A 24,746-nucleotide genomic window follows, 5' to 3' on the forward strand; every position below is an offset into this window, starting at 1 on the left:
TTTAATCGCTCAGCCAGGCCACCTGATACGGCGCCAACCGCAGCTCGCGCACGCTCGCCGGATGGGCACGGCCGGCCACCAGGTCGCGCCAGCGGTTGGCCTCGGGCAGGATCGCGGTGGACACGGCCTGCTCGCGGTCGGTGACGTTGTGCAGGGCCACCAGCGTCTGCCCGGGGGCGCGCCGCTCGACCGCGAACACCCCGGTGCCGATGTCCACCACCGTCTGCGCCGCCTCCGGGTGCAGGGCCGGTTGCCGGCCGCGCACCTCCAGCAGATGGCGCAGGGCGGCGAACACCTGTGCCTGGGCGGTATCGCGACTGTCCAGCAGGCGCTCCAGCTCGGCGGCGTCCCACTTGCGCCGGTTGATGGTGCGGTAGCGCCCGCTCGCCTCCACCCGGGCGAGATCGTTCTCGGTGGCGGTGAGGCTGTGGAAATACAACGCCGGCAGGCCGCGCAGGGCCAGGCTGATCGCCTGCGAGCACAAAAAGCGCGCGATGTGGTGGCGGTCCCCGCCGAGGACACTGAAGTAGGAAACATTGAGCTCGTAGGGATGATGCCCGCCGTTCCCGTCGGCCCGCGTCGACACGAAACCGCCGCGCTCGTGGGCCGCGCCCACCAGGACATCGATCTCGGCCGGGGCCAGGATCTCCTCGACCGCGCGCAGGCCGATGCCGTCGTGCGAGGCGGTGAAATTCAGGAAATGGCAGCCCGGTGGCAGGGCCGGCAGGCCCGCGGCCCAGTCGCGCAGGGTGGTGCAGTCGCCGCCCAGCAAGGTGTGCAGCACCAGTGGCGGCAGGGCGAACTGGTAGGCGATGTGGGCCTCGTCGCCGTCGGTCAGGTAGCTGATGTTCTCGCGGTGCGGGACATTGGTCTCGGTCACCAGGCGCACGCCCGGCGCGTAGGCCGACAGCAGCGCCCGCAGGGCCTTGATCAGGTGGTGGGTGGGTTCGAGGTGGATGCAGGAGGTGCCGGGCTCCTTCCAGATGAAGGCCACGGCGTCCAGCCGCAGCAGGCGCGCGCCGGCGGCGACGTAGCCGAGGATGATGTCGATGAACTCCCGCAGCACCGCCGGGTTGCGGAAGTCCAGGTCGATCTGGTCCTCGCTGAAGGTGGCCCATAGGTGGCGCGTGCCGCGCGCCGTGGGCACCTCGGCCAGCAGCGGCGTGCTGCGCGGGCGCACCACCGCGCGCAGATCGGTGGCCGGATCCACCTCGATGAAATAGTCGCGGCCCGGATCGACGTCGCCTAGGTAGTTGGCGAACCATTGGCTCTTGCGCGAGACGTGGTTCAGCACCAGGTCGAACATCAGGTCGTAGTCGTGCGCCAGCGCGCGGATGTCCGACCAGTCGCCCAGGTCGCGGTCGACCGCGCGGTAGTCGATGACCGAAAAGCCGTCGTCGGAGGAGTGCGGGTAGAACGGCAGCACGTGAACCGCGGTCACGCTGTCGCCCAGCCGGTCGCAGAGGAAATCGTGGAGCGTGGCCAGCGGCGCCTGGCCGGGCCGCTGCACGATATCGCCGTAGGTGATGAGGAGGCTGAAGCGCTGGTCGAGCCCGCGGCCGTCGTTGCCGTCGAGGCCGTGCCGGTCGGCGGCCGCCGCGGCCGCGCGCAACAGGCCCTCGGTCTCCGCCGCGCCGTAGATCGGCGTCAGCCAGTGCGCCGCCGCGTCCAGGTCGGCGGCACCGGGAGGTCGGTCGTTCATGCCCGCATTATGCCGCAATCATAGCGGCCGCCGGGCCGTTCAACGCGCGTCGGCCGCGACCGGCTCCAGCAGGGCGAAGCTCTGGGCGTGGATGAACGGCATCAACCGCCGCCGGCGGCGCACCCGCAGCCCGGCTCGGGCCGCCTCGCCCTCGAACTGTCGGCGACTGATCATGCGAATGCGGATGGGTTTGCCGCTCAGGCGCGAGGCCAGGCGCTTGGTCCAGGCATGGATACAGGCGCGGTCGTAGTAGCTCACCAGCACCGGCCGGCCGGTACCGCGCAGGTTGCGCAGGGCCAGGCTGCGGTTATCGCCGTCGTGGATGTGCTGCATCAGGCGCACGCAGAAGGCCACGTCCGCATCCTCGGCCGCCGCGGGCAGCGGTTCCAGCACGTCCGCGCGGGCCGTGCGGTCGCCGTCGGACCGTTGCGTGGTGTCCCGCGTCCGGGCGACCATATGCGGATTGCTGTCCAGGCTGGTGATGCGGCAGTCGAAGCCCTTGAGCAGGTCATGGAAGCGACCGTAGCCGCAGGGGATATCGACCACGTGCGGGATATGACCGCCGAAGCGCTCCGCCAGCAGCCGCTTGAGCAGCGTCTGCTCGCGACGATCGACCAGGCGCTGGAAGAAGCCGCTGTAGCGTTTGCGCGCGTATTCGCCGACCTTGTTGCCGTCGGCTGCCGTAGCTTGACTCGTCATGCCCGTCCTTGCCGCAAATGAGCGCACACCCTGGACGCGGGCACGTGAAAGAATCGTTAACGCGGGGACCGTCCCCGCGATCGAGACGCTCTATGAGTACCGAGGAATTCGACGTCATCGTCGTCGGCGGCGGCCACGCCGGGGTCGAGGCCGCGGGCGCGGCCGCGCGCGCCGGCGTGCGCACGCTGCTGCTCACCGACAACATCGAGACCGTCGGCCAGATGTCCTGCAACCCCGCCATCGGCGGCATCGGCAAGGGCCACCTGGTCAAGGAGATCGACGCCCTCGGCGGGATCATGGCGCGCGCGGCCGACGCCGGCGGCATCCAGTTCCGCATCCTCAACGCCCGCAAGGGCCCGGCGGTGCGCGCCACCCGCTGCCAGGCCGACCGCATGCTCTACAAGTACGCCGTGCGGCACGCCGTGGAGCGCCAGCCCAACCTCTCGCTGTTCCAGCAGTCGGTGGCCGATCTGATCGTCGAGAACGATCGCATCGCCGGCGTGGTCACGCAGATGGGCCTGGCCTTCCGGGCGCGGGCCGTGGTGCTCACCGTGGGCACCTTCCTCGGCGGGCGCATCCACATCGGCCACCGCAATTTCGGCGGCGGCCGCGCCGGCGACGCCCCCGCCAACGCCCTGGCCGAGCGCCTGCGGGCGCTGCCCTTTCGCGTCGGCCGGCTCAAGACCGGCACGCCGCCGCGCATCGACGGCCGCAGCATCGACTACACGCGCCTGGCCGAACAGCCCGGCGACGATCCGGTGCCGGTGTTCTCCTATCTCGGCGCCGCCGCCGAGCACCCGCGCCAGATCCCCTGCCACATCGCCCATACCGGCGAGCGCACGCACGAGATCATCCGCGCCCACTTGGAAGAGTCGGCGATGTACTCCGGCGCCATCGAGGGCGCGGGCCCGCGCTACTGCCCCTCGATCGAGGACAAGGTGGTGCGCTTCGCGGACAAGGATAGCCACCAGATCTTCGTCGAGCCGGAGGGGCTGAACACCACCGAGGTCTATCCCAACGGCATCTCCACCAGCCTCGGCTTCGAGACCCAGCAGGCCTTCGTGCGCTCGATCCCGGCCTTCGAGAATGCCCGCATCACCCGGCCCGGCTACGCCATCGAGTACGATTTCTTCGATCCGCGCGATCTCGCCCACAGCCTGGAGACGCGCTATATCGGGGGGCTCTACTTCGCCGGCCAGATCAACGGCACCACCGGCTACGAGGAGGCCGCGGCCCAGGGGCTGCTGGCGGGCGTCAACGCCGCCCTGGCCGTCACCGGCCGCGCGCCCTGGTGGCCGCGCCGCGACGAGGCCTATCTGGGCGTGCTGATCGACGACCTGATCACCCGCGGCACCCAGGAGCCCTACCGCATGTTCACCTCGCGCGCCGAGCACCGGCTGCTGCTGCGCGAGGACAACGCCGACCTGCGCCTGACCCCCGCCGGGCGCGAGCTGGGCGTGGTCGATGACGCACGCTGGGAAGCGTTCGAGCGTAAACGGGACGCGATCGAGAACGAACGTGAGCGATTGTCCTCGATCGTGGTCAAGCCGGACATGCTCGGCCCGGACCGCGGCGAGGCGGTGCTGGGGGCGCCGCTCAAGGAGGCCCAGCCGGCGATGGAGCTGCTGCGCCGCCCGCGGGTCGGGTATGCCGACCTGATGCGCTGTCCCGCACTCGGGCCGGGCGCGTCCGACCCGGCCGTGGGCGAGCAGGTCGCGGTGCAGGCCAAGTACGCCGGCTACATCGAGCGCCAGGGCGCGGAGATCGAGCGCCGCCGCCGCTACGAGGAGGCGGCGCTGCCGGCGGATCTCGACTACGACGCGGTCAGCGGCCTGTCCGCCGAGGTGCGCCAGAAGCTCGCCGAGCAGCGTCCGGCCACCGTGGGCCAGGCCTCGCGCATCCCGGGCGTGACCCCGGCCGCGGTCTCGCTGCTGCTGGTACATCTGAAGAAGCGCGGCGCCGACCTGCGCCGCAGCGCCTGATCGGGCCGGGGAATCGGGACCGACGCGGTCCCATTGTTATAATGGCCCTCCACCGAACCAGCGCGCGATAGCCATGCAGATGCCCACCCAGGAACCGGTGACCTTCGTACGTGACTGCGAGGCGGTCACGATCCCGGCCGGCGAGACCATCGAGGTCCCGACGGGCACGCACGGCGTGATCACCCAGGCCCTCGGCGGCAGTTTCACCCTCTACATCGCGGGCAACCTGGTGCGCGTGGCCGGCGACGACGCCGACGCCATCGGCAAGGAGGCGCCGGAGCCCATCGAGTTGCCCGAGAACGCCGACGACGACGATGTCGAGGACCTGGTCTGGTCGCAGATGCGGACCGTCTACGATCCCGAGATCCCGATCAACATCGTCGATCTCGGCCTGATCTACAGCTGCCGCTTCGACCATGGCGACCCGAAGGCGCGCAAGGTCGAGATCGAGATGACCCTGACCGCGCCCGGCTGCGGCATGGGCGACATCCTGGTCGACGACGTGCGCACCCGCGTCAAGGCGGTGCCGACGGTGTCGGAGGTTCACGTGGAGATGGTCTTCGACCCGCCCTGGACCATGGAGATGATGTCGGACGCGGCCAAGCTGCAGACCGGCATGCTCTAGCGCTTCCCGGAAGACACAATCCACAGATGACGCCGATGGACGCGGATTAAAGAGCCGCCCCAACCAATCTGCGTTAATCGGCGTAATCTGTGGATAAAAACAAGCGTCTTGGTTTGGCACGGCGCCAGCCGCGAAGCGCCCCGGTGACCGAAACGCCGAGCCGGAACCGGACCTTGGCGGGTGGTTCCCGGAAGAAATAATCCACAGATTGCGCTGATGTACGCAAATTAAAGAACAGCCCTAACCAATCTGCGTTAATCGGCGTCCATCGGCGGATAAAACAAGCGCCTTGACTCGGCATGGCGCCGACCGCGCAGCGCCCCGGCGACCGAATTGCCGGGTTGGCAACGGACCCTGGCGGGTGCTTCCCGGAAGAAAAAATCCGCAGATGACGCTGATGGACGCAGATTAAAGAATAGTCCCGGCCAGTCTGCGTTAATCGGTGTCAATCTGTGGATGAAAACAAAGGTCCTGGCTCGGCACGACGTCGACCGCGCAGCGCCCTGGCGCCCGATCTGCCTACGCTAGCTGCGTTATAGGGTTCCCGGTTTTTTTTGGGGGCCTCAGCCGCCCGCCAACACCTCGAACCGCAGCCCCGCCTTCTCCAGCCGCGCGATCAGCGGGCGGCCCAGGGCCACCGCCGGCGTGAGCACGCCGCCGTCCGGGTGCGGGGATTCGCCGGTCGCCAGGGTCAGGGCCGACTCCGCCAGCATCCTGGCCGTTTCGCCGTAGCCCGGATCGCCGCCGCTGACCTGGGTCAGCAGCTCGGTGGTGCCGGCGCGGGCCCGGAAGCGCACCCGGAACCAGCCCTTGGCGCGCTGGGCCTCGTCCGGCCCCTGGCCCGGGTCGCGGATCGACAGCAGCAGCTTGCGCAGCGGCGCCACCTGCGCCCCCAGGAACAGGCCGCCGACGCCGGCCGCGCCCGCGAGCAGCTTCGGCAGGTGCTTCACCGCCACGAAATGCCCGTAGCGGAAATCCGGCCCGTACTCGTTCAGGGTCCGGGCGGAGCGCTTGATCACCTGCGGGTCGATGGTGGGGAACGGGCAGGCCCAGGCCCCGATGCGGTCCACCCAGTGGATGCGGGCCGGCAGCGAGCCCACCCGGCGGGCCGGCTCGCCCTGGCCCTGGCGGTCGCCGCGCGCCATGCGCCGCCGCTGTGCCGCGTACTGGCGCGCGCGGGCGAAGGCGTGGATGGCCGAGTGCCAGGTGCCGCCGGAGGGGGTGCCGCCCGCCTGTACGTATCCCTCGATGGTGATCGGCAGCCCCTGCGGCAGCCGGTCCACCGTGTACAGCACGCCCAGGTCGTGGGGGATGCTGTCGAAGCCGCAGCAGTTCACCAGGCGGGCGCCGCTGTCGCGCGCGGTCTGGTCGTAGCGGGCGCGCACCCGATCCACGAACTCCGGCTCGCCGGTGAGATCCACGTAGTCGGTGCCGGCCGCGGCGCAGGCCGCCGCGAGTTTCTCGCCGTAGTGGATGTAGGGCCCGACCGTGGTGATGACCACGCGGGCCTGCGGCACCAGCTCGGCCAGCCGCTCCTCGTCGCCGATATCCGCGGTCAGCAGTTCGGGTGCCGGGGCATCCGGCGCGATCGCCGCGAGTCGGTCGCGCACCGCGGCCAGTTTGTCGGGATTGCGTCCGGCCAGGGCCCAGCGCAGATCGGCCATGTCCGGGTGCGCGGCCAAGTAGTCGGCGGTGAGGCCGCCGGTGAAGCCGGTGGCGCCGAAAAACAGGATGTCATAGCGGCGTTCGGATGCGGCCATGCGGTCGCCTCGTCGTGGTCGGATCGGGTTCGGGGCGCGTCACTATAACGCGGTCGCGTGCCGTCGGGATTCAGCCGGCGTCGAAGGCCTCGATCGAGGCCCGCAGGTCCTCCGGAAGCGGCACCGATTGCCGGCTCTCGGGATCGGCGTGCACGTAGACGACCTCGCCCGCGGCCAGGGTCTCGCCGTCACGGGTCACGGCCACGGCGAGGGTGAGGCTGGAGCGGCCCAGGCGGGCGGTGCGCACGCCGATATCGAGCAGGTCGTCGTAGCGCGCGGAACCGAAATACTCGCAGTCCACCTTCTTCACGAACAGGTCGCCGCCGCCGGCCACCAGCCCGTCGGGATAGGGCCGGCCCATGGCGCGGAAGTATTCCGCCATGGCGAGGTCGAAGTAGGTCACGTAGTGGCCGAAAAAGACCACGCCCTGCATGTCGACCTCGGTCCAGCGCACGCGCAGGCGGTGGTGGAAGGGGAAATCCTGGGATTCGGTCATGGCGGCAGTGTAAGGGCGTGCATGCGGCTCCGCCAGTCGGTCTCAGCCCCGGGCCGCCGTCACGTAGCGCCGCAGCCGTTGGGCGTCGGCGGGGGCGTGGCCGTCGGCGTCGTTGTTGAAGAAGGCGTACACGTCGCGCCCCGCGGCCAGGTCGCGGCGGATCACGCGGGCTCGCGCGCCGAGGTATTGCGGCGAGTAAGACCCCTGGTAATGATCGCCGTGGAAACGCAGGTAACGCCAGGTCGCGGGGCTCGGCGGCGGCCGCTCGTCGCCCATGTCGTGCTCGCAGAGGGCGGCGTCGTGCGCCGCCAGCAGGTCCAGGACCGCGTCCGTGTGCCAGCGCGGGTCGCGGAATTCGAAGGCCCAGCGCCGGCCGGCCGGCAGGGCCGCCAGGAAATCGCGCAGGCGCGCGATGTCCGGCCGCCAGTTGCCGGGGAGCTGGACCAGGATCGGTCCCAGGGCGTCCCCCAGGCGATCGGCGCGTTCCAGGAACCGGGTCACGGTGTTACCGGGGTCCTTGAGGCGCTTGATGTGCGAGCCGTAGCGGGAGAACTTGAGCGCGTAGACGAAGCCGGCGGGCGCGGCCGCGCGCCAGGCGTCGAAAGTCTCCGGCGCGGGCAGGTTGTAGAAGGTGTTGTTGATCTCGACGGTGTCGAAGCGGCCGGCGTAGTGGGCGAACCAGTCCTTCTTCGCCAGCTTGCGCGGATAGAAGGCGCCGCGCCAGTGGCGGTACTGGTAGCCCGAAGTGCCGACGCGGAAGGCACCCCGGCTCATCCCCCGACCAGGCGTTCCAGGTGGCGCTCGTGGGCGGCCTCGGCGTCGGCCCCGAACAGGGCGAAGCGGATACGCCTGACCCGCTCCAGCGAGGGTGCCATGCCGGTGACGGTCTTCATCGCCACGGCCGCGGCCTCCTCCAGCGGATAGCCGAAGGCTCCGGTGGACAGGGCCGGGAACACGACCGAGTCGATGCCCCGTTCCTCGGCCAGCGCCAGGGCGTTGCGGTAGCAGGCGGCCAGCAACTCGTCGGCCGGTTCGTCGCGTCCGTACACGGGGCCCAGGCAGTGGATCACGTAGTCGTTGGGCAAGTCATGGGCACCTGTCAGCACCGCCTGGCCGGGCTCGATCGGCGCCAGTGGCGCGCACTCCTCGGCCAGGCCGGGCCCGGCGGCGCGGTGGATGGCGCCGGCCACGCCGCCGCCGGTGCGCAACTGCGCGTTGGCGGCGTTCACGATGGCGGCGAAGTCCGGCTGGTTGGTGATGTCGCCGCGCACGCACTCGATCTCGACGTTGCCTACGGTGGACTTCATGGTTGCCTCCCGGTTTTGTTCGGGCTGGCCTTCCCGTCAGGAGAAGGACCGGGACAGGGACGATTCCGATCGCGCCCCTCACCCCGACCCTCTCCCCCGAGGGGGGAGAGGGGGATCGAACAGATCAATCCTCGAACCACAGCCCCGGGTTCATCAAGCCCCGCGGGTCCAGCTCGCGGCGGGCGCCGCGCACCGCCGCCCGGTAGGCCGCCGGCAGCTCGCGGGCGGCCCAGGGCTTGTGGTCCCGGCCCATGGCGTGGTGATGGCTGATGGTGCCGCCGCCGGCCATCACCGCGTCCGAGGCGGCGGCCTTGATCTCGCGCCACTGGTCGACCAGGGCGCCGTGCCTGCCGGGGCAGTAGAACGAGAAGTACAGCGCCACGCCGTCGGGATAGGCATGGGTCACGCGGCAGGTGACGCCGCCCCCGCCGCACACGCGCTGGACCGCGTCCAGGGTGGCGTCGCGCACGGCGTGGTAGAACTCCGTCGCGCGCGACCAGGGCACGGCGGTCTCGAAGGTGTCCGCGACCACGGCGTAGTCGAGCAGGGCGTCGCGCAGGTAGGGCTGGGCGAAGAAGGTGTCGCGCCAGTCGCTGCCGCCCTTGTCGCTCTTGGGACGCAATTCGCCGCCGTGGGCGCGCACGATCTCTTCGGCGGCCGCGGCGTGGGCGTTCACCAGGTCGGCGCGCTCACCCTCGAAGCCCAGGATCATCAGCGCACCCTGGCCGGGACGCCCGCCCATGGCGCCGGATACGAAGTGCTCGTAGGGATCGAGCACCCGCATCTGCGCCGGCCAGACATCGGCCTGGAGCAGGGCGCGGGCGGCTGCCAGCGCGCTCTCGAAGTCGTCGAAGCCGATGCCTTGGTTGGCGCGGTGCGGCGGATCGGCGACCACGCGCAGGCGCACGTCGGTAATCACGCCGAGCATGCCCTCGCTGCCGGCCCAGAGCCGGTTGGGGTCGATCGCCACGCTGGAGGCCGGCAGGGCCCGGGTGGCCGCCTCGCGGCCGTCCGGCAGTCGGACGCTCAGGGCCTGTACCCGATCCTCGATCTTGGCGCGCAGGGTCGAGAAATGGCCGGCGCCGCGGGTCGCCACCCAGCCGCCGAGGGTGGAATGGAAGTAAGACTGCGGGTAATGCCGCACCGCCAGGCCGTGCGGCTTGAGGGCGGCGTCCAGGTCCGGGCCCAGGATGCCGGCCTCGGCGTGCACCACCCGATCGGTGGTCGCCACCTCGAGCACCCGGTTCAGGTGCTGGAGGTCCACGCTGACCACCGCCGGCAGGTCGCCGGTGTCCTCGGGGTTCACGCCGCCGACCACGCTGGAGCCGCCACCGAAGGGGATGATCCCGTAGCCGGCGTCCGAGGCCCAGGCCAGTACCGCTTCCAGCTCGCGGCGGTCGCGCGGCGCGGCCACGGCATCCGGCGCCGGCAGCGTCGCGCCCGCGCGCAGGCCGGCGAGGTCGCGGAAGCTGCGGCCCACCGCGTGCAGCAGCCGGTTATGGTGGCTGTCGGTCACGCAGTCCGCCAGGCTGTCGGGGATCGCGGCCCGCGCCGCGCTCAGGGGCACGTCCGCGGGATCGGGCGCCGGGCGCTCGTCGCCGACCCCGCCCAGGAAGGCCTGCATCGCCTGCACCAGCGTCTGGCGGCGCGCGCCGTCCAGTCGGTCCTCGATATAGCCCCAGCCGACGGGATTGCGGGTCTTGGTCATGGTGTTCCTGCCTTGTCTTATCGTCATGGGCGGCGCATTCCGGGAAATCCCCTCTGCCGTTTCGCGGTGGCTTGCTGCTTCGCAGCCCCCTTTGCAAAGGGGAGAACTTTGTCTGAAATCCCCTCTGCGCCGCTTCGCGGCCCCCTTATCAACTGTCCCGATTCTCACACAAAAAAATCGCCCGCCGGCAGGGTATGCCGGCGGGCGCGCGGGGTCGGGATGGGCCGGGTCCGTCAGACCGGCTCCAACGCCCGGAAGTCGTACCGCTCGGCGAGGAAGCCCGGCCGCGGCTTGTTGCCGCAGTACGGCTCCCGCACCGCGTTCTGCACGCTGTTGTAGACGAAGAACAGGTTGGAGCGCGGGAACGGCGACATGTTGGCGTTGGAGGCGTGCAGCGTATTGCACTCGAAGATGGTCAGAGAGCCGGCCGGACCCTTGGGGGCCTCGATGCCGCCCTCGTGGACCAACTGCTGCAGGCTGGCCTCGTCCGGCACGCCGATCTCCTGGTTCTTGAGCGAGGACTTGTAGTTGTCCTCCGGCGTGCGGCCCACCGTCGGCACGAAGTACCGGTGGGAGCCGGGGACCAGCATCAACGGGCCGTTGAACTCGTTGTTCTCGGTCAGGGCCACCGAGCAGGAAATGCACCGCATCCGCGGCATCCCGTCCTCGGTGTGCCAGGTCTCGAAGTCGGAATGCCAGTTGAAGCCCTTGCCCTTGAAGCCGGGCTTGTAGTTGATGCGGCTCTGGTGGATGTAGGCCCCGGAGCCGAGAAGCTGCTCCACGATGCGCAGCAGCCGCGGATCCCGGGTCAGGCGGTCGAAGCGCTCCGAGATGCGGTGGATGCCGAAGATCGATCGGATCTCCTCGTGGCCGGGCTCCAGGATCACGCCTTCGGACAGCTTCAGGTCCTCGTCGCGCTCGTAATCCCGGAGCTCGGCGAGAAAGGCCTCCATCTCCGCCTGGTCGAAGTAGGCGGGAAAGGACAGGAAGCCCTTGCGCTCGAATTCGGCCACCTCCTCCGGGGACAGCGGCCCCTGCGCCTGTTGCTCCTCGTTCCCGTGCACGACCGGATCGAGCCGCTCGAACATGGGCGCCTTGCGTTCCAGCCGGGACGGGAAGAGGTCCTGATGACTCGTCGTCATAAGCCCTCCTCTCGAAACTCGAACGTGAAAACGCACTGACGATTAATGACCCGATTGCCATCGCGTCGTCTGTGTTCATGCCTGGGAACGGGGCCGCGTTTTTTCAACGCCGCTTTGCCGGGCGGCTGAAACAGGCCAGAATGCCCGGCCATGAGCACCGCACGACACGACATCCCCACGCCGCCGCGGGCCCCGCGGCGGGAGACCCGCCGCACCGTCCACGGCGCCACCCTGGTCGATCCCTATGCCTGGCTGCGCGACCCGGCCTGGCGCGAGGCCATGCGCGATCCCGGCAAGCTCGACCCCGCGATCCGCGAGTACCTGGAGGCCGAGAACGCCTACACCGACACGGTGATGGCCGACACCCGCGGCCTGCAGGACGCGTTGGTCGCGGAGATGCGGGGCCGCATCCCGGAGCGCGACCAGGGTGTGCCCACGCCGGACGGTCCCTGGGCCTATTACGTGCGTTTCCGCGAGGGCGGCGAGCATCCGGTCTTCTGCCGCCGTCCCCGCGAGGCCGGGGACGACCGCGACGAGCAGGTCCTGCTGGACGGCGACGCCGAGGCCGAGGGCCAAGCCTACTTCCAGCTCGCGGGCGTGGTGCACAGCCGCGACCATCGCTACCTCGCCTATACGGTGGACACGGTGGGTGCCGAGTTCTATTCCCTGCACGTGCGCGACCTGGAAACGGGCGGGGAGGTGCAGCCGCCGGTCGCGGGGGTCGCCGGCGGTGTCCACTGGTCCGCCGATTCGCGCACCCTGTTCTACGTCACCCTGGACGACAACCACCGCCCCTGCCGGGTCTGGCGCCTGGCCCTGGGCGGTGCCGCCGACAGCGCCACGCTGGTCTACGAGGAGGCCGATCCCGGTTTCTTCGTGGGCCTGTCCGAGACCCAGAGCGGGGATTACCTGCTGATCGACGCCCACGACCACGAGACTAGCGAGGTCCGTCTGATCGACGCCGCCCGCCCGGAGGCGCCCCCGCGCGTGGTGGCGCCGCGCGATCCGCTGGTGGAATACGATGTCGAGCACGATGCCGAGGGCGGGCGCCTGGTGATCCTCACCAACGCCGACGGCGCCGAGGACTTCAAGCTGGTCACGGCGCCGCTGGACGATCCCGGCCGCGAGAACTGGCGCGACCTGGTGCCGCACGAGCCGGGCCGCCTGATCCTGGACATGATCGAGTACGCCGGCCACCGCGTGCGCCTGGAGCGGGTCGACGCCCTGCCGCGGGTCGTGATCACCGACAAGGCCGGCGGCGACGAGCACGCCATCGCCTTCGACGAGGCCGCCTATGCCCTGGGCCTGGCGCCGGGCTACGAGTACGACACCGCGACCCTGCGCTACAGCTACGCCTCCCCGGCCACGCCCGACGCCACCTACGACTACGACATGCGCGACCGCGGGCGCGTCCTGCGCAAGCGCCGGCATATCCCCAGCGGCCACGACCCCGAGGCCTACCGCGTGGAGCGGGTGCACGCGCGCGCGCCGGACGGCGAATCCGTGCCCGTGACCCTGCTCTACCGGCGCGACACCGAGTTGTCCGCCGACACGCCCTGCCTGCTCTACGGCTACGGCGCCTACGGCATCGCCGAGGCGGCGGCCTTCTCCGGCAACCGCCTGTCGTTGGTGGACCGCGGCTTCGTCTATGCCGTGGCCCACGTGCGCGGCGGTATGGAGCGCGGTTACCGCTGGTACCGCGAGGGCAAGGGCCCGCGCAAGACCAACACCTTCGACGATTTCATCGCCGCCGCCGAGCACCTGATCGCCGCCGGCTACACCGGCGCCGGCCGCATCGCCGCCCTGGGCGGCAGCGCAGGCGGCATGCTGGTGGGGGCCGTGCTCAACCGCCGGCCGGACCTGTTCGGGGCGGCGGTGGCGGACGTGCCGTTCGTGGACGTGCTCAACACCATGCTCGACCCCGAGCTGCCGCTGACGCCGCCGGAGTGGCCCGAGTGGGGCAATCCCATCGAGGACCCGGACGCCTTCGAGACCATCCGATCCTATTGCCCGTACCAGAACGTCGCCGCGCGGGCCTATCCGCCCCTGCTGGTGATCGCGGGCGTGTCCGACCCGCGGGTGACCTACTGGGAGCCGGCCAAGTGGGTCGCGAGCCTGCGCGCGGCCAAGACCGACGACAATCTCCTGCTGCTCAAGACCCACATGGCCGCGGGCCACGGCGGTGTGCCGGGCCGCTTCGCCGCCCTCGACGAGACCGCCCTGATCTACGCCTTCGTGCTCAAGACACTGGGCGTGGCCGGCGCGGAGACACGGGGAGGCTGAGCGGCATGGCGCGCGACGGCGGCCACGAGCGTCTCGCCGACGTCATCGACGAGTTGCAACGCGCCGATCACGAGGGCGACGGCCACGTCTCCATGCGCAACATCGTGCGCGCCTTCGGCGGCCGCATCTACGGGCCGGTGCTGTTCATCCTGGGCCTGCTCCAGGTGCTGCCCACCGGCGCTATCCCCCTGATCACCGGCGCCGTGGGCATCGGCGCCCTGCTGCTGTTCGGGCAGATGCTGGCCAAGCCGGGCGAGCCCTGGCTGCCGCGACGCCTGCTCGACGTGAGCGTGCCGCGGGACCGTCTCGACCGCGCCCTGGCCCGCGCGCGGCCCTGGCTCCGGCGCGCCGACCGCTACCTGGGCCCGCGCCTGGAGATACTGGTGACCGGACCGGCCCTGATCCCGCTCGCCCTCGCCGGGGCGGGGACGGCGGCGTTGATCGTCGCCCTGGGCTTCGTGCCCGGCGCCGCCAGCGTGCCGGCGCTGGCCCTGGTCTGCTTCGGCGTGGGCCTGACCACCTACGACGGCGCCGCCGTGCTGACGGGTTATGCCGTCATCGCCGGCTCCGCGATCCTCGGCCTGGTCCTGCTGGGGGCGCTCTGAGCGTGGACGGCCAAACCGGTCAGGGCTTCGAGACCGCGCCGGGCCGCGCCCGGCGGATCGGGCTCGCCGCCGGCGCGCTGCTGTTCGCCCTGCTGCTGGCGCTGCCGGCGCCGGCCGGGCTGGACCCCGCGGGCTGGCGCTGTGCCGCGGTGGCTGCCCTGATGGCCGTCTGGTGGATCTCCGAGGCGATCCCGATCCCGGCCACCGCCCTGTTGCCGCTGGCGCTGTTCCCGGTGCTCGGGGTGGCGCCCATCGACGCCGCCGCGCCGCCCTACGCCAACCCCATCGTGTTCCTGTTCATGGGCGGTTTCCTGCTCGCCATCGGCATGCAGCGCTGGCACTTGCACCGGCGCATCGCCCTGAGCGTGGTGCTCCTTGTGGGCACCAGTCCGCGCCGTATCGTGCTCGGCTTCCTGCTCGCCACGGCCTTCCTGTCCATGTGGGTCAGCAACACCGCCACCGCGATGATGATGCTGCCCATCGGCGTCAGCGTGACCGCGCTGCTGCACGACGACGCCGACCCGCGCCTGCGCCGCAACTTCGGCATCGGCCTGGCGCTGGCCATCGCCTACGGCGCCAATGTCGGCGGCCTCGGCACCCTGATCGGTACCCCGCCCAACGCCCTGCTCGCCGGCTTCTTCGGCGAGACCTACGGCCACGAGATCGGCTTCGCGCAATGGATGGCCTTCGGCGTGCCGATGGTGCTGCTCGGTTTGCCCCTGGTCTACGCCGCCCTGCTGTGGAGCTATCCGTTCCGCGGCCTCGCGCTGGCCGGCGGCGGCGACCTGATCCGGGACGAGCTGCGCGCCCTGGGCCGGCCGTCGCGGCCGGAGATCGCGGTGGCGGTCGTGTTCCTGCTGGTGGCCGCCGCCTGGATCGCCGGGCCGCTGCTGTCCGGGTTGGTGCCGGGGCTGTCCGACGCCGGCGTCGCCATGGCCGGGGCCCTGGCGCTGTTCCTGATCCCGGCGGGACGCGGCCACGGCGCCGTGCTCGACTGGCGCTCGGCCGAGCGCCTGCCCTGGGGCGTGCTGATCCTGTTCGGCGGCGGCCTGTCGCTGGCCGACGCCATCCGCCGCACCGGCCTGGCCGATTACATCGGTAGTCTGCTGGGCGGGCTGTCGGGCCTGCCGGTGGTCGCCGTGATCCTGGCGGTGGCGGTCACGATCCTGCTGCTCACCGAGATGACCAGCAACACCGCCACCGCCGCCGCGTTCCTGCCGATCACCGCCTCGCTCGCCCTGGGCCTGGGCGAGAACCCGCTGCTGCTGTCGGTGGCCGCGGCGCTGGCCGCCTCCTGCGCCTTCATGCTGCCGGTGGGCACGCCGCCCAACGCCATCGTGTTCGGCAGCGGGCTGGTGACCCTGCCGCAGATGGCCCGGGCCGGCGTGGTGCTCAACCTGGTCTTCGCCGCGCTGATCACGCTGCTGTGCTACCTGCTGCTGCCGGTGGTCTTCGGGGTGGCGTTCGGCGAGGTGCCGGGCTGGGCCGCGGGCGCTTGACGCCGCCCGTCATCTTGGCGCGGCGTGGCCGCTGCGCAATCCCCAGAGCACCACCAGGCAGGCCAGGATCGCCGCGGCCGACAGCGACAGCAGCAGCGCCGCGATGACCGTCTCCTGTAGCCCGCTGCCGTGGTGGCCGCCGCCGGCCAGCGGCATCATGCCCGCGCCCGCGCCCCAGGCCGCTGCCAGCAGGGTGGCGAGCCAATTGGCGAAGCCGGCGTAGACGGCCGACCAGAAGGCCAGCGCCCGGCCCGCCGGTCCCAGCATCAGCCGCGACCAGAGCAGGCCCAGCGCGACCAGGAACAGGCCGTTGAGAATGCCCTCCAGGTGGCTGGCCAGGCCCATGCGGGCGTTGGCCAGCAGCGGCAGGGTGAGGCCCGTGAGCAGGCCCAGCAGGAACAGCAGCACGCCCAGTTGCAGCAGGCGGCGTTCGGCGTCGATCGGCATCGTTTTCCCCCGCCACTGATTGTCCGGAAACACCAATCCCCTCTCCCCCGCTTGCGGGGGAGAGGGTTAGGGTGAGGGGGCGAGACGGCCCCCCCCCTCACCCCGACCCTCTCCCCGGAGGGGAGAGGGAGCTGACTTGGAAACGGCCCTAACCGGTCATCGCCACCACCGGCAGGGCCACGATCCCGACGAACTCGCACAGGAAGGTAATGCCCGCGCCCAGGCGGCGCATCTGGAAGGCGGTGCCGAGCATGCCTACGGGATGCAGCAGCCGCGAGACCGTGAACGCGATCACCAGCGTGCCCAGCAGGACACCCGGCGCCGCGGCCAACTCGAGGGCCAGCACCAGCAGGCCGAACATCGCCACGTGCTCCACGCCGTTGGCGTGCGCCCGCACCGCGTTGCGCACCGTCGGCTTGCCGCCGTCGCCCAGCGAGACCTGCTCGCGCAGGCGCATCCGCGAGACATTCACCGCCAGCAGCGTCACGATCAGCACGTTCACGCCCACGAATACCTGGAACCAGAAAAGACCGCTCATATCGCTCCCCCATGCGTCGCCGCCGATGCCGGCGGCGTGTGTGTCCGCGCCATGAATAGCACCGATAGTGGCTCGCGGGAATCCGGGTGCCGGGTGACGCGCGTGTCGACCGCCCCGAAGCCGGCGTCCGCGAACAGCCGCCGCCAGCTCTCCAGCGTGCGGAAATACCAGGGCGCCGGGGTGCCGAAGCCCGGCCCGCAGCCGGCCCAGGAGCCTTCGCGCCAGCCGTCGGCATAGGGCCGGACGGCACCGGCGGTGGGCGGGTGCAGGGTCTGCACGATCAGCGTGCCGCCGGGCACGAGCAGGCCGGGCACGGCCCGCACCAGCGCCTCCACGTCCTCGTGGCCGAGCAGCGAGAAATTGCAGATCGCGACGTCCGCGCGGACGGCCAGGCCGCCCGCCGCGATCTCGGCGTAGGAAAGCACGCGGTAGTCGCCGGGGCCGGCGTCCCGCGCCCGTCCGATCAATTCGGGGATGGCGTCCACGCCGATCGCGCGGATGCCGTCGGCGGCCAGCGTCCGCACCAGCCAGCCCTCGCCGCAGCCCAGGTCCACCACCGTGCGCGGCGCCAGAGACCGCACCGCCGCCAGGATGGCGCCGTCGGTGACCCGGCGGCGGCTTTCGATGCGCTGGCCGCGCACCGCGTCGGTCCAGGCCGCGGCGTTCTCGGCCCAGGCGTCGAGGATGCGGCCGTCGCCGTCAGTCGCCGCCATCGCCCCGCAGCCAGGCGATCACGTCCGCGGCGTTGCGGTCCGGCGGGAACACCGGGTAGAAGACCCGGACGATCCGGCCGTCGCGCACGATCAGGGTGAGACGCTTGATCAGGGGCCGGCCGTCGTATTCGAAGGTCGGCAGCCCCAGGGCGCGGGCCAGTTCGAGCTTGGCGTCGCTCAGCAGCTCGAACGGCAGGTGCAGGCGGGCGGCGGCCTCTCGCTGATCGGCCGACGGCTGCACGCTCACGCCATACACCGCGGCGCCGAGGGCGCCCAGCTCGGCATGGTGGTCGCGGAAGGCGCAGGATTGCGGCGTGCAGCCGCGGGCGCCGGGAATCTCGTTCCAGCCCGGCAGCGGCGGGCCGTCCGGGCGCCCGATCATGGGATGGAAGTAGACCACGGTCGTGCCCGCCAGCGCGCCCAGGTCGGTTTGCGCGCCGGACGTGCCGGGCAGCGGCACGGTCGGAAGCACGGTCCCCGGCAGGTGGTCGCAGGCACCGTCGTCGACCGGGGCCGGCAGGTCCGGGGGCAGGACGTCCAGGTCCTTCATCGCGTACCCCTGTTTCCGGGACGGGCGGTTCAACCGCCGCTGTCGTCGATCTCGACGGCGTCGGGGTAGAAGGCCACGTGCTCGGCGATGGCGGCCACCGTGTCGAAGGGGTCCTGGTAGCTCCAGGCGGCGTTCTCGGCCGTTTCGCCGCCGGCGGCCACGGTCCAGTAGCTGGCGTCGCCCTTGTACGGGCAGTGGGTGCGGTGGTCGGTGGCCGTCAGCCGGTCCATGCGCACGTCCTCGCGCGGCAGGTAGTACACCGGCGGGTAGCCGCACTCGTAGAGCACCTGCGCGTCGCGGCTGTCGGCCACCGTCTCGCCGGCCAGGGTCACGCGGACGCGCCCGCCGTGCGGGCGCACCAGGATCGGATGATCGGGGTCGGGCTGGGCCATGCTTGCTCCCGCGGCCGGTGGTTGTCCGCGGACAGGATAACCCGCCGCGCGTGACCGGCGGTACGATTCCCGCCGGCCGCCCGCGGGTCTGGCTTCACACCGCGATCGCGGCGCGCTCGATGATGGCGGCCGTGTCCTGGCCTTCCGGGATCGCGCCGAAGGCACGGCCGTACAAGCCTTCCAGGCGGGTCGCGGCGAAGGCGTCGGCCACCGGCGCCGGGGCGTGCCGGCGCAGCAGGCTCGCCTGCAGCGCGTAGGCCATCATCTCCAGGGTCTGCCGGGCCTCGCCCTCCCGCTCCGGCAGGCGGCGCAGGCGCGGCTCCAGGGCGTCCGCGAGCCGGGCCAGGCGGCCGTCGCCGGAGACACCCTCGCGGATCTCGGCCATGACGGCGTCCACGGTCTCCGGCTCGCGGCGGATGGAGCGCACCACGTCCAGGGCGATCACGTTGCCCACGCCTTCCCAGATGCCGTTCAGCGGCGCCTCCCGGTACAGCCGCGCCATCAGGTGGTCCTCGATGAAGCCGTTGCCGCCGTGGCACTCCAGCGCCTCCACCACGAACATCGGCGCCTGCTTGCAGGCCCAGTACTTGGCCATGGGCGTGGCGATGCGCGACAGCAGCCGCTCGCCCTCGTCCGTGTCCTGGAGGTCCAGGGTGCGCGCCAGGCGCATGCCCAGCCACAGGAAGGCCTCGGACTCCACGGCGAGATCGGCGGCCACGTTGGTCATGATGGGATGGTCGACGATGCGTTTGCCGAAGCTGGTGCGGTTGCCGGTGTGGTGCAGCGCCTGGCTGAGCGCCTGCCGCATCAGTCCGGAGGAGCCCACGGCGAAGTCCAGGCGGGTCAGGTGCGCCATCTCGATGCTGTTGCGGATGCCGTGCCCCTCCTCGCCCAGCATGATCCCGTAGAGCCGGTCGAACTCCACCTCCGAGGAGGCGTTGGAGCGGTTGCCGCACTTGTCCTTGAGGCGCTGGATGCGCAGGTTGTTGCGCCGCCCGTCGGGCAGCCAGCCCGGCACAAGGAAGCTGGATACGCCGCTTTCCGTCTGCGCCAGCGTCAGGAAGACGTCGCTCATGGGCACGGAGAAGAACCACTTGTGCCCCGTGATCAGGTACTCGGCGCCGGGGCCGGTCCGCCGGCCCAGCGGCCGCGCCGTGGTCTGGGTCTGGCGCAGGTCCGAGCCGCCCTGCTTCTCGGTCATGGCCATGCCGACCGTGATGAAGGGCTTCTCCTGCGGCGGCAGCGGGCGCGAATCGTAGCCGGCGCGCATGATCCGCGGCTCCCACTCGGCGGCTAGGTCCGGGTCGTTGCGCAGGGCGGCGACCGACGCGAAGGTCATGCCCATGGGGCAGCAGATGCCGTTCTCGCCCTGGTTCCAGAGATAGCTCAGGGCCGCGCGGGCGACGTGCGCGCCGGGGCGCTTCTCGGTCCAGGCCAGGGAATGGGCCTCGCTGGAGAAGATCCCGTCCATCAGCTCGTGATAGGCCGGGTGGAATTCCACCTCGTCGATGCGTTGGCCGAAGCGGTCGTGGGTGCGCAGCTCCGGGAGGTTGCGGTTGGCTTGGCGGGCCAGTCGCTGGATCCGCTCCGAACCGACCAGGGCACCGGTCTCCTCCAGGCGGGGCGACGCCCAGTCGGCGCCGTAGGCGCGCACCGCCTCCATCAGCGCCCGGTCGCCGGTGAAGGCGTTGTAGTCGACCAGGTCCCCGGGCTGGTTGCGCACCTCGTGGGTGGCGGTGTCGGGGACCGGGGGAACGGCGGGCGTGACGTCGGCGGGCTGGCTGCTCATGGCGGGACTCCTCGGGCGCACAGTAATCTTTATTTCGCCCGCAACATTAGCATGACCGCCGGCGATCGCGGCGTAGGCGCGTCTTGTGCCGGCGTGTCGGCGCACGCATCATCCCGGGCCTCGACTACAGCGACAGGACAGGAGAACCGGCATGGGCAACAGGCTCGAAGGCAAGGTGACCGTGATCACCGGCGGCACCAGCGGCATCGGCGAGGCCACGGTGCGGCGTTTCGTCGCCGAGGGCGCGCGGGTGATGATCGCCGGACGCACGGTGGAGAAGGGCGAAGCCCTGGCCGCCGAGCTGGGCGAGGCCGCCGCCTTCCGGCGCACGGATGTCACCGGCGAGGCCGATATCGCGGCCCTGATCGACGCCACAGTCGAGACCTTCGGCCGGCTGGACGTGCTGTTCAACAACGCCGGCGCCCCCGACCGCAGCACCCCGGAAGAGGTGGACGAGGCCGGCTTCGACCGCGCCATGCGGCTGCTGGTGGGCAGCGTGGTGTTCGGCGTCAAGCATGCCGCGCGGGTGATGAAGCCCCAGGGCGGCGGCGCCATCATCAACAACGCCAGCATCGCCGGCTGGCGCTATGGCCAGGGCAGCTACCTCTATTCCGGCGCCAAGGCCGCGGTGAGCCACCTGACCCGCATGGCCGGCGTCGACCTCGGCCCGCACGGCATCCGCGTCAACGCCATCTCGCCCGGCGCCGTCGCCACGCCCATCTTCTGGGGCGGCTCCGAGCGGGCCCAGAGCCTCAGCGACGAGGAGAACGCCCAGAAGATGGCCAAGCTCACCGGCAACCTCGCCCACGCCACGCCCACCCCGCGCGCCGGCGAGGCCGACGACATCGCCGACGCCGCGGTCTTCCTGGCCAGCGAGGAGTCCGGCTTCGTGAACTGCCACGACCTGGTGGTCGACGGCGGCCGCATCTGGATGTTCAACGAAAAGAGCGGCTGAGGCCGACCCCTTCCCATCCCCTCTGCCCGAGGGGGAGAGGGTTAGGGTGAGGGGGAAGACACGCCGAACCGCACCACCCGCACCCGCCACTGCCGCGGCCCCGCCGTCAGGATCAGCGCCCCCGGCCCGCCGTAGGTCCGGGTGCGCCCGGCGGCGCCGGGGTTGAGCACCCAGGGCCGGGCGTCGCGGTCCACGACCTGGCGGTGGCTGTGGCCGCAGACCACGGCGCGGGCGTCGGGAAAGGCCGCGCGCAGCTTGGCGTGGCGGTTGCGGGCCGGCCACTGGTGGCCGTGGATCGCCACCAGCGTGCCGCCGGGCAGCTCCAGCGCCTCGGTCTCCGGCCAGCCGGCGTCGGCGGGGGCGTTGTTGCCGTGGACGATGGTGACCGGCGGGCCCAGCCCGGCCAGCTCGTCGGCGATCCCGCGGCCCACGTCGCCGGCGTGCACCAGGCGGTCGCAGCCGGCCACGGCGGCGGCGATGCGGTCGTCGAGGCGACCGTGGGTGTCGGCGATGAGGGCGATGCGCACGCGCGCATCCTCGGCCAATGCGGCGCCTCGCGCAATCCGGTTAGAGTAGTCGCATGCAGACTTGGGCCCTCTACAGCCTCAAGGGCGGCGTCGGCAAGACCGCCGCCGCCGTGAACCTGGCCTGGGAAGCGGCCGGGGCCGGCCGCCGCGTCCTGCTCTGGGACCTGGACCCGCAGGGCGCCGCCACCTGGTACCTGCGCACCGACGACGATCCCGGTATGGCCGCCAAGAAGGTGGTCGCCGGCAAGGTGCCGCTGGGCCGGCACGTGCGCCCCAGCCGCTATGCCCGCCTGGACGTGCTGCCCGCGGACTTCAGCTTCCGTCACATGGACGCCCTGCTGAAGGCCGCCTCCGGCTCGAAGAAGGTGCTGCGGCGCCTGATCGAGCCCTTCTCCGAGAACTATCACCTGCTGATCCTGGACTGCCCGCCCGGCATCGGCACCCTCGCCGCCGGCATCCTGCGGGCCGCCGACCAAGTGCTGGTGCCCACCGTGCCCACGCCGCTGTCCCTGCGCGCCCTGGAGCGGGTGCGCGAGTTCGCCGACTCGGAGAACGTGCCGGAGGCCAACCTGCGCCCCTTCTACAGCCTGGTGGACCGCCGCAAGCGCCTGCACCGCGACCTGCTGGAGCACCCGCCCGAGCTGATGCGCGGGGCGCCGAAGGCCTGGATCGGCTACAGCGCGGACGTCGAGCGCATGGGCGAGGCCCGGGCCCCGATTGGGGCGTTCGCGCCGAGTTCGCCGGCGGCGTCCCAGTTCCATCGGCTCTGGAAGGCCCTGGACAAGGGCCGATAGGCCCTATTTTCCGATCTGGTCGCGCACGAAGCGCGCCAGTTCCTCGCCCTTGTCTTCCTGCAGGAAGTGGCCGGCGCCGCGGATGGTGGTGTGCTGGCTGTTGGCCGCGCCGGGGATGCGTTTCTGCAGGTTGCGGTCGGCGCCGCGGGTGATGGGATCGCCGTCCGAGAACGCCGTATGGAACGGCTTGTGCCACTGCTCCAGCACCCGCCAGGCCTGCCGGTTGGCCTCGCTGGCGGGATCGTCCGGGGTGATCGGCACCAGCGCCGGGAAGGCCCGCGCCCCGGCCAGGTAACGCCGGTCCGGGAACGGCGCCCGGTAGGCCCGCTTCACCGCCGCCGGCAGGCGCGACTTGCAGCCCACCCGCAGGATGCCCGCCACCGGGAACACCGGCGAGTGCACCGCGAACGCCCGCCATAGCTTGAAGGCGGGCGGTACCCGCGGCTCGTCGCCGGTGGGCAGGAAGCCGTTGCCCACCACCACGCGTTGGAACCGATCCGGCTCGGCGGCAGCCAGGCGCAGGCCGATCAACGAGCCCCAGTCCTGGCAGACCAGCGTCAGGTTCTGCGGGTCGACGTGCCGCAGCCAGGCCAGCATCCAGTCCACGTGCCGCTGGTAGCTGTAGTCGGCTATCGCGGCCGGCTTGTCCGAGCGCCCGAAGCCGATCAGGTCCGGCGCCAGCACGCGGCAGCCGGCCGCCACGAACACCGGGATCATCTTGCGGTACAAAAACGACCACGACGGCTCGCCGTGCATCAGCAGCACCGGCGGGCCGTCCTTCGGGCCGGTGTCCACGTAGTGCATCCGCAGGCCGTCCACCTCCGCGTACTGCGGCGGATAGTCGAAGTCGGGCAGGCCCTCGAAGCGGGCGTCGGGCGTGCGCAATACCTTCATGACGGAACATCCGGCGAAACCGATCGTCCAAGCCTCCGCCGGGCCGTCGCCGCCGTCAAGCCGACTCGATAAGTGCCTGACGAGGCGATAGACTCGGGGCGGTTTCCACGCGAGGAGTCGACGGCATGCGTATCCGCACATTACTAGTCGCGCTCTCGATGCCGGCGCTGGCGGGGTGCTCGGCCTTCATGAGCACCACCAACACCGTCTCCGCCGGCCTGAACGCCGTCACCAAGTCCACGGAGAGCACCACCAACGCCTCCGTCACCGAGCCGGGCAGCCCGTCCTATGCCCGCGCCGAGGCCTATGTCGCGTCGCAGTTGCCCATGATCCGCCGCGACGCCGCGGCCGGCGGCGGCGAGAACACGGCGGCCCTGGCGACACTGCTGGGCGAATCCGATCCCCAGGCCTTCGGCCGCTGGATGCAGACCAACTACCGCGACCTGTTCGCCGGGCTGGAGCGGCCCGCCGATCTGGTCGACCGGATCGTCGCCCGTCGCGGCTGATCACCCGAATCCGAGGAGGAAACGATATGCGAGCGAATAGCCTGATCACCGCCGGCGCCCTCGCCGGCATCGTCGCCCTGGCCGGCTGCACCGAGGGCGGCCAGCAGAACGTCGACGAAATGCAGCAGCAGGCCCAGGAAGCGGTCGACAAGGCCCAGGCCCAGGCCCAGGCGAAAGTCGACGAGCTGATGGCGCGCTACAAGCCCCTGGACGAGGACGTGCCGCAGCGCGCCGTGGCCAAGCTGTACCCCACCAACGGCAACAAGGTCACCGGCACGGTCACCTTCACGCCCGCCGAGAACGGCCTCAAGGTCCACACCGAGGCCAGCGGCCTGACCCCGGGCAAGCATGGCTACCACCTGCACATCTACGGTGACTGCACCGCCGCCGACGGCACCTCCGCCGGCACCCACTTCAACCTCAAGGGCAGCTCGCTCAACCCGCCGAAGGACATCGACCGCATCACCGGCGACCTCGGCAATCTGGACGCGGGCGAGGACGGCAACGCCACCCACGAGGCCGTCATCGAGAACGCCAAGCTCACCGGCGGCAAGTCCATCGTCGGCCGCGCCGTGATCGTCCACGAAAAGCCCAACGATCCGAAGCAGCCCCCGATCGGCGCCGCCGGTTCCCGCCTCGCCTGCGGCGTGGTCGGCATCGGCAAGCCCGAAGCCGAGTAACCCGGCGCCGAGCCCACGAAAAAACCCTCTCCCCGACACCGGGGAGAGGGTTCTCTTTGTCTCGCACCCCTCTAAAGTCAGCCCCCTCTCCCCCTTGGGGGGGAGGGCCGGGGAGAGGGGGTCCCTCTACAACTCACACCCCGAATTCAATCC

The 24,746-nt window shown here is 71.2% G+C and carries 25 protein-coding genes; 9 read left to right on the forward strand and 16 right to left on the reverse strand.

What is annotated here, in order from left to right; translation table 11 throughout:
- Position 1: 1 nt before the first annotated feature.
- The gene (locus PC39_RS14985) at positions 2-1,702 is read right to left on the reverse strand and encodes an alpha-amylase family glycosyl hydrolase (protein WP_353254219.1); all 1,701 of its coding nucleotides are present in this window, start codon (positions 1,700-1,702) and stop codon (positions 2-4) included.
- 39 nt (positions 1,703-1,741) lie between these two features.
- Entirely contained in the window at positions 1,742-2,401 is a 660-nt protein-coding gene (locus tag PC39_RS14990; RefSeq protein ID WP_353254220.1) for a class I SAM-dependent methyltransferase, read from the reverse strand.
- A gap of 92 nt (positions 2,402-2,493) precedes the next feature.
- On the opposite strand from PC39_RS14990, the gene mnmG reads away from it, so the two are divergent.
- Complete coding sequence (mnmG, locus tag PC39_RS14995) at positions 2,494-4,383, forward strand: tRNA uridine-5-carboxymethylaminomethyl(34) synthesis enzyme MnmG (RefSeq protein ID WP_353254221.1); 1,890 nt, start codon at positions 2,494-2,496, stop codon at positions 4,381-4,383.
- Positions 4,384-4,456: 73 nt separating this feature from the next.
- A complete protein-coding gene (gene sufT / locus PC39_RS15000) occupies positions 4,457-5,008 on the forward strand; it encodes a putative Fe-S cluster assembly protein SufT (RefSeq protein ID WP_353254222.1) in 552 nt (183 codons plus the stop codon).
- Positions 5,009-5,571: 563 nt separating this feature from the next.
- Here the strand turns inward: sufT and PC39_RS15005 are convergent.
- From PC39_RS15005 to thpD, 6 genes are all read right to left on the reverse strand, one after another.
- Positions 5,572-6,768: a saccharopine dehydrogenase family protein gene (locus tag PC39_RS15005; RefSeq protein ID WP_353254223.1), complete on the reverse strand. Its 1,197-nt coding sequence runs from the start codon at positions 6,766-6,768 to the stop codon at positions 5,572-5,574.
- Between the two features lie 70 nt (positions 6,769-6,838).
- Positions 6,839-7,264, reverse strand: a complete 426-nt coding sequence (locus PC39_RS15010) for an acyl-CoA thioesterase (RefSeq protein WP_353254224.1) — start codon at positions 7,262-7,264, stop codon at positions 6,839-6,841.
- A gap of 42 nt (positions 7,265-7,306) precedes the next feature.
- On the reverse strand, positions 7,307-8,038 hold the full coding sequence (locus PC39_RS15015) for a DUF72 domain-containing protein (RefSeq protein WP_353254225.1): 732 nt from the start codon (positions 8,036-8,038) through the stop codon (positions 7,307-7,309).
- A complete protein-coding gene (locus PC39_RS15020; RefSeq protein WP_353254226.1) occupies positions 8,035-8,571 on the reverse strand; it encodes a macro domain-containing protein in 537 nt (178 codons plus the stop codon). The genes PC39_RS15015 and PC39_RS15020 overlap by 4 nt, the downstream gene beginning before the upstream one ends.
- Positions 8,572-8,695: 124 nt before the next feature.
- On the reverse strand, positions 8,696-10,279 hold the full coding sequence (locus PC39_RS15025) for an FAD-binding oxidoreductase (RefSeq protein ID WP_353254227.1): 1,584 nt from the start codon (positions 10,277-10,279) through the stop codon (positions 8,696-8,698).
- Positions 10,280-10,512: 233 nt separating this feature from the next.
- Complete coding sequence (thpD, locus tag PC39_RS15030) at positions 10,513-11,421, reverse strand: ectoine hydroxylase (protein ID WP_353254228.1); 909 nt, start codon at positions 11,419-11,421, stop codon at positions 10,513-10,515.
- Positions 11,422-11,571: 150 nt separating this feature from the next.
- On the opposite strand from thpD, the gene PC39_RS15035 reads away from it, so the two are divergent.
- Genes PC39_RS15035 through PC39_RS15045 form a run of 3 tightly spaced genes read left to right on the forward strand, consistent with a single transcriptional unit; the run spans position 11,572 to position 15,808 of the window.
- Positions 11,572-13,704: a S9 family peptidase gene (locus PC39_RS15035; protein WP_353254229.1), complete on the forward strand. Its 2,133-nt coding sequence runs from the start codon at positions 11,572-11,574 to the stop codon at positions 13,702-13,704.
- 5 nt (positions 13,705-13,709) lie between these two features.
- A complete protein-coding gene (locus PC39_RS15040) occupies positions 13,710-14,309 on the forward strand; it encodes an exopolysaccharide biosynthesis protein (protein ID WP_353254230.1) in 600 nt (199 codons plus the stop codon).
- 2 nt (positions 14,310-14,311) lie between these two features.
- Positions 14,312-15,808 (forward strand): SLC13 family permease, encoded by a 1,497-nt coding sequence (locus PC39_RS15045; RefSeq protein WP_353254231.1) that lies wholly within the window; start codon positions 14,312-14,314, stop codon positions 15,806-15,808.
- 9 nt (positions 15,809-15,817) lie between these two features.
- On the opposite strand, the gene PC39_RS15050 is transcribed toward PC39_RS15045, so the two are convergent.
- The 6 genes from PC39_RS15050 to PC39_RS15075 form a co-directional block, all read right to left on the reverse strand.
- The gene (locus tag PC39_RS15050; protein WP_353254232.1) at positions 15,818-16,255 is read right to left on the reverse strand and encodes a styrene oxide isomerase; all 438 of its coding nucleotides are present in this window, start codon (positions 16,253-16,255) and stop codon (positions 15,818-15,820) included.
- A gap of 148 nt (positions 16,256-16,403) precedes the next feature.
- The gene (locus PC39_RS15055) at positions 16,404-16,793 is read right to left on the reverse strand and encodes an MAPEG family protein (protein ID WP_353254233.1); all 390 of its coding nucleotides are present in this window, start codon (positions 16,791-16,793) and stop codon (positions 16,404-16,406) included.
- Entirely contained in the window at positions 16,790-17,506 is a 717-nt protein-coding gene (locus PC39_RS15060; RefSeq protein ID WP_353254234.1) for a class I SAM-dependent methyltransferase, read from the reverse strand. Before PC39_RS15060 ends, PC39_RS15055 begins: the two co-directional genes overlap by 4 nt.
- A complete protein-coding gene (locus PC39_RS15065; protein WP_353254235.1) occupies positions 17,493-18,056 on the reverse strand; it encodes a peroxiredoxin in 564 nt (187 codons plus the stop codon). Before PC39_RS15065 ends, PC39_RS15060 begins: the two co-directional genes overlap by 14 nt.
- A gap of 29 nt (positions 18,057-18,085) precedes the next feature.
- On the reverse strand, positions 18,086-18,448 hold the full coding sequence (locus PC39_RS15070) for a DUF427 domain-containing protein (protein WP_353254236.1): 363 nt from the start codon (positions 18,446-18,448) through the stop codon (positions 18,086-18,088).
- A gap of 94 nt (positions 18,449-18,542) precedes the next feature.
- Positions 18,543-20,237: an acyl-CoA dehydrogenase family protein gene (locus PC39_RS15075; protein ID WP_353254237.1), complete on the reverse strand. Its 1,695-nt coding sequence runs from the start codon at positions 20,235-20,237 to the stop codon at positions 18,543-18,545.
- 151 nt (positions 20,238-20,388) lie between these two features.
- On the opposite strand from PC39_RS15075, the gene PC39_RS15080 reads away from it, so the two are divergent.
- Positions 20,389-21,192, forward strand: coding sequence for an SDR family NAD(P)-dependent oxidoreductase (locus tag PC39_RS15080; RefSeq protein ID WP_353254238.1), 804 nt, complete (start codon positions 20,389-20,391; stop codon positions 21,190-21,192).
- 41 nt (positions 21,193-21,233) lie between these two features.
- Here PC39_RS15080 and PC39_RS15085 read toward each other — a convergent pair whose 3' ends face one another.
- Positions 21,234-21,719 (reverse strand): metallophosphoesterase family protein, encoded by a 486-nt coding sequence (locus PC39_RS15085; protein ID WP_353254239.1) that lies wholly within the window; start codon positions 21,717-21,719, stop codon positions 21,234-21,236.
- A gap of 53 nt (positions 21,720-21,772) precedes the next feature.
- Here PC39_RS15085 and PC39_RS15090 point away from each other — a divergent pair, with 53 nt between their 5' ends.
- A complete protein-coding gene (locus PC39_RS15090; protein WP_353254240.1) occupies positions 21,773-22,513 on the forward strand; it encodes a ParA family protein in 741 nt (246 codons plus the stop codon).
- 3 nt (positions 22,514-22,516) lie between these two features.
- Here the strand turns inward: PC39_RS15090 and PC39_RS15095 are convergent, their stop codons facing one another.
- Entirely contained in the window at positions 22,517-23,407 is an 891-nt protein-coding gene (locus PC39_RS15095) for a haloalkane dehalogenase (RefSeq protein ID WP_353254241.1), read from the reverse strand.
- 125 nt (positions 23,408-23,532) lie between these two features.
- On the opposite strand from PC39_RS15095, the gene PC39_RS15100 reads away from it, so the two are divergent.
- Together PC39_RS15100 and PC39_RS15105 are read left to right on the forward strand one after the other, a co-directional pair.
- Positions 23,533-23,913 (forward strand): DUF3015 family protein, encoded by a 381-nt coding sequence (locus PC39_RS15100; RefSeq protein ID WP_353254242.1) that lies wholly within the window; start codon positions 23,533-23,535, stop codon positions 23,911-23,913.
- A 26-nt stretch (positions 23,914-23,939) separates the two neighbouring features.
- Positions 23,940-24,593, forward strand: a complete 654-nt coding sequence (locus tag PC39_RS15105) for a superoxide dismutase family protein (protein WP_353254243.1) — start codon at positions 23,940-23,942, stop codon at positions 24,591-24,593.
- Positions 24,594-24,746: the final 153 nt, after the last annotated feature.

It is taken from the genome of Salinisphaera sp. PC39, assembly GCF_040361335.1.
Classification (GTDB): Bacteria; Pseudomonadota; Gammaproteobacteria; order Nevskiales; family Salinisphaeraceae; genus APNM01.

Excerpts from the sequence above, each read along its gene's own strand:
- PC39_RS14985 (WP_353254219.1), bottom strand. The coding sequence starts at position 1,702 with ATGAACGACCGACCTCCCGGTGCCGCCGACCTGGACGCGGCGGCGCAC.
- PC39_RS14990 (WP_353254220.1), bottom strand. The coding sequence starts at position 2,401 with ATGACGAGTCAAGCTACGGCAGCCGACGGCAACAAGGTCGGCGAATAC.
- mnmG (WP_353254221.1), top strand. The coding sequence starts at position 2,494 with ATGAGTACCGAGGAATTCGACGTCATCGTCGTCGGCGGCGGCCACGCC.
- sufT (WP_353254222.1), top strand. The coding sequence starts at position 4,457 with ATGCAGATGCCCACCCAGGAACCGGTGACCTTCGTACGTGACTGCGAG.
- PC39_RS15005 (WP_353254223.1), bottom strand. The coding sequence starts at position 6,768 with ATGGCCGCATCCGAACGCCGCTATGACATCCTGTTTTTCGGCGCCACC.
- PC39_RS15010 (WP_353254224.1), bottom strand. The coding sequence starts at position 7,264 with ATGACCGAATCCCAGGATTTCCCCTTCCACCACCGCCTGCGCGTGCGC.
- PC39_RS15015 (WP_353254225.1), bottom strand. The coding sequence starts at position 8,038 with ATGAGCCGGGGTGCCTTCCGCGTCGGCACTTCGGGCTACCAGTACCGC.
- PC39_RS15020 (WP_353254226.1), bottom strand. The coding sequence starts at position 8,571 with ATGAAGTCCACCGTAGGCAACGTCGAGATCGAGTGCGTGCGCGGCGAC.
- PC39_RS15025 (WP_353254227.1), bottom strand. The coding sequence starts at position 10,279 with ATGACCAAGACCCGCAATCCCGTCGGCTGGGGCTATATCGAGGACCGA.
- thpD (WP_353254228.1), bottom strand. The coding sequence starts at position 11,421 with ATGACGACGAGTCATCAGGACCTCTTCCCGTCCCGGCTGGAACGCAAG.
- PC39_RS15035 (WP_353254229.1), top strand. The coding sequence starts at position 11,572 with ATGAGCACCGCACGACACGACATCCCCACGCCGCCGCGGGCCCCGCGG.
- PC39_RS15040 (WP_353254230.1), top strand. The coding sequence starts at position 13,710 with ATGGCGCGCGACGGCGGCCACGAGCGTCTCGCCGACGTCATCGACGAG.
- PC39_RS15050 (WP_353254232.1), bottom strand. The coding sequence starts at position 16,255 with ATGCCGATCGACGCCGAACGCCGCCTGCTGCAACTGGGCGTGCTGCTG.
- PC39_RS15055 (WP_353254233.1), bottom strand. The coding sequence starts at position 16,793 with ATGAGCGGTCTTTTCTGGTTCCAGGTATTCGTGGGCGTGAACGTGCTG.
- PC39_RS15060 (WP_353254234.1), bottom strand. The coding sequence starts at position 17,506 with ATGGCGGCGACTGACGGCGACGGCCGCATCCTCGACGCCTGGGCCGAG.
- PC39_RS15065 (WP_353254235.1), bottom strand. The coding sequence starts at position 18,056 with ATGAAGGACCTGGACGTCCTGCCCCCGGACCTGCCGGCCCCGGTCGAC.
- PC39_RS15070 (WP_353254236.1), bottom strand. The coding sequence starts at position 18,448 with ATGGCCCAGCCCGACCCCGATCATCCGATCCTGGTGCGCCCGCACGGC.
- PC39_RS15075 (WP_353254237.1), bottom strand. The coding sequence starts at position 20,237 with ATGAGCAGCCAGCCCGCCGACGTCACGCCCGCCGTTCCCCCGGTCCCC.
- PC39_RS15080 (WP_353254238.1), top strand. The coding sequence starts at position 20,389 with ATGGGCAACAGGCTCGAAGGCAAGGTGACCGTGATCACCGGCGGCACC.
- PC39_RS15090 (WP_353254240.1), top strand. The coding sequence starts at position 21,773 with ATGCAGACTTGGGCCCTCTACAGCCTCAAGGGCGGCGTCGGCAAGACC.
- PC39_RS15095 (WP_353254241.1), bottom strand. The coding sequence starts at position 23,407 with ATGAAGGTATTGCGCACGCCCGACGCCCGCTTCGAGGGCCTGCCCGAC.
- PC39_RS15100 (WP_353254242.1), top strand. The coding sequence starts at position 23,533 with ATGCGTATCCGCACATTACTAGTCGCGCTCTCGATGCCGGCGCTGGCG.
- PC39_RS15105 (WP_353254243.1), top strand. The coding sequence starts at position 23,940 with ATGCGAGCGAATAGCCTGATCACCGCCGGCGCCCTCGCCGGCATCGTC.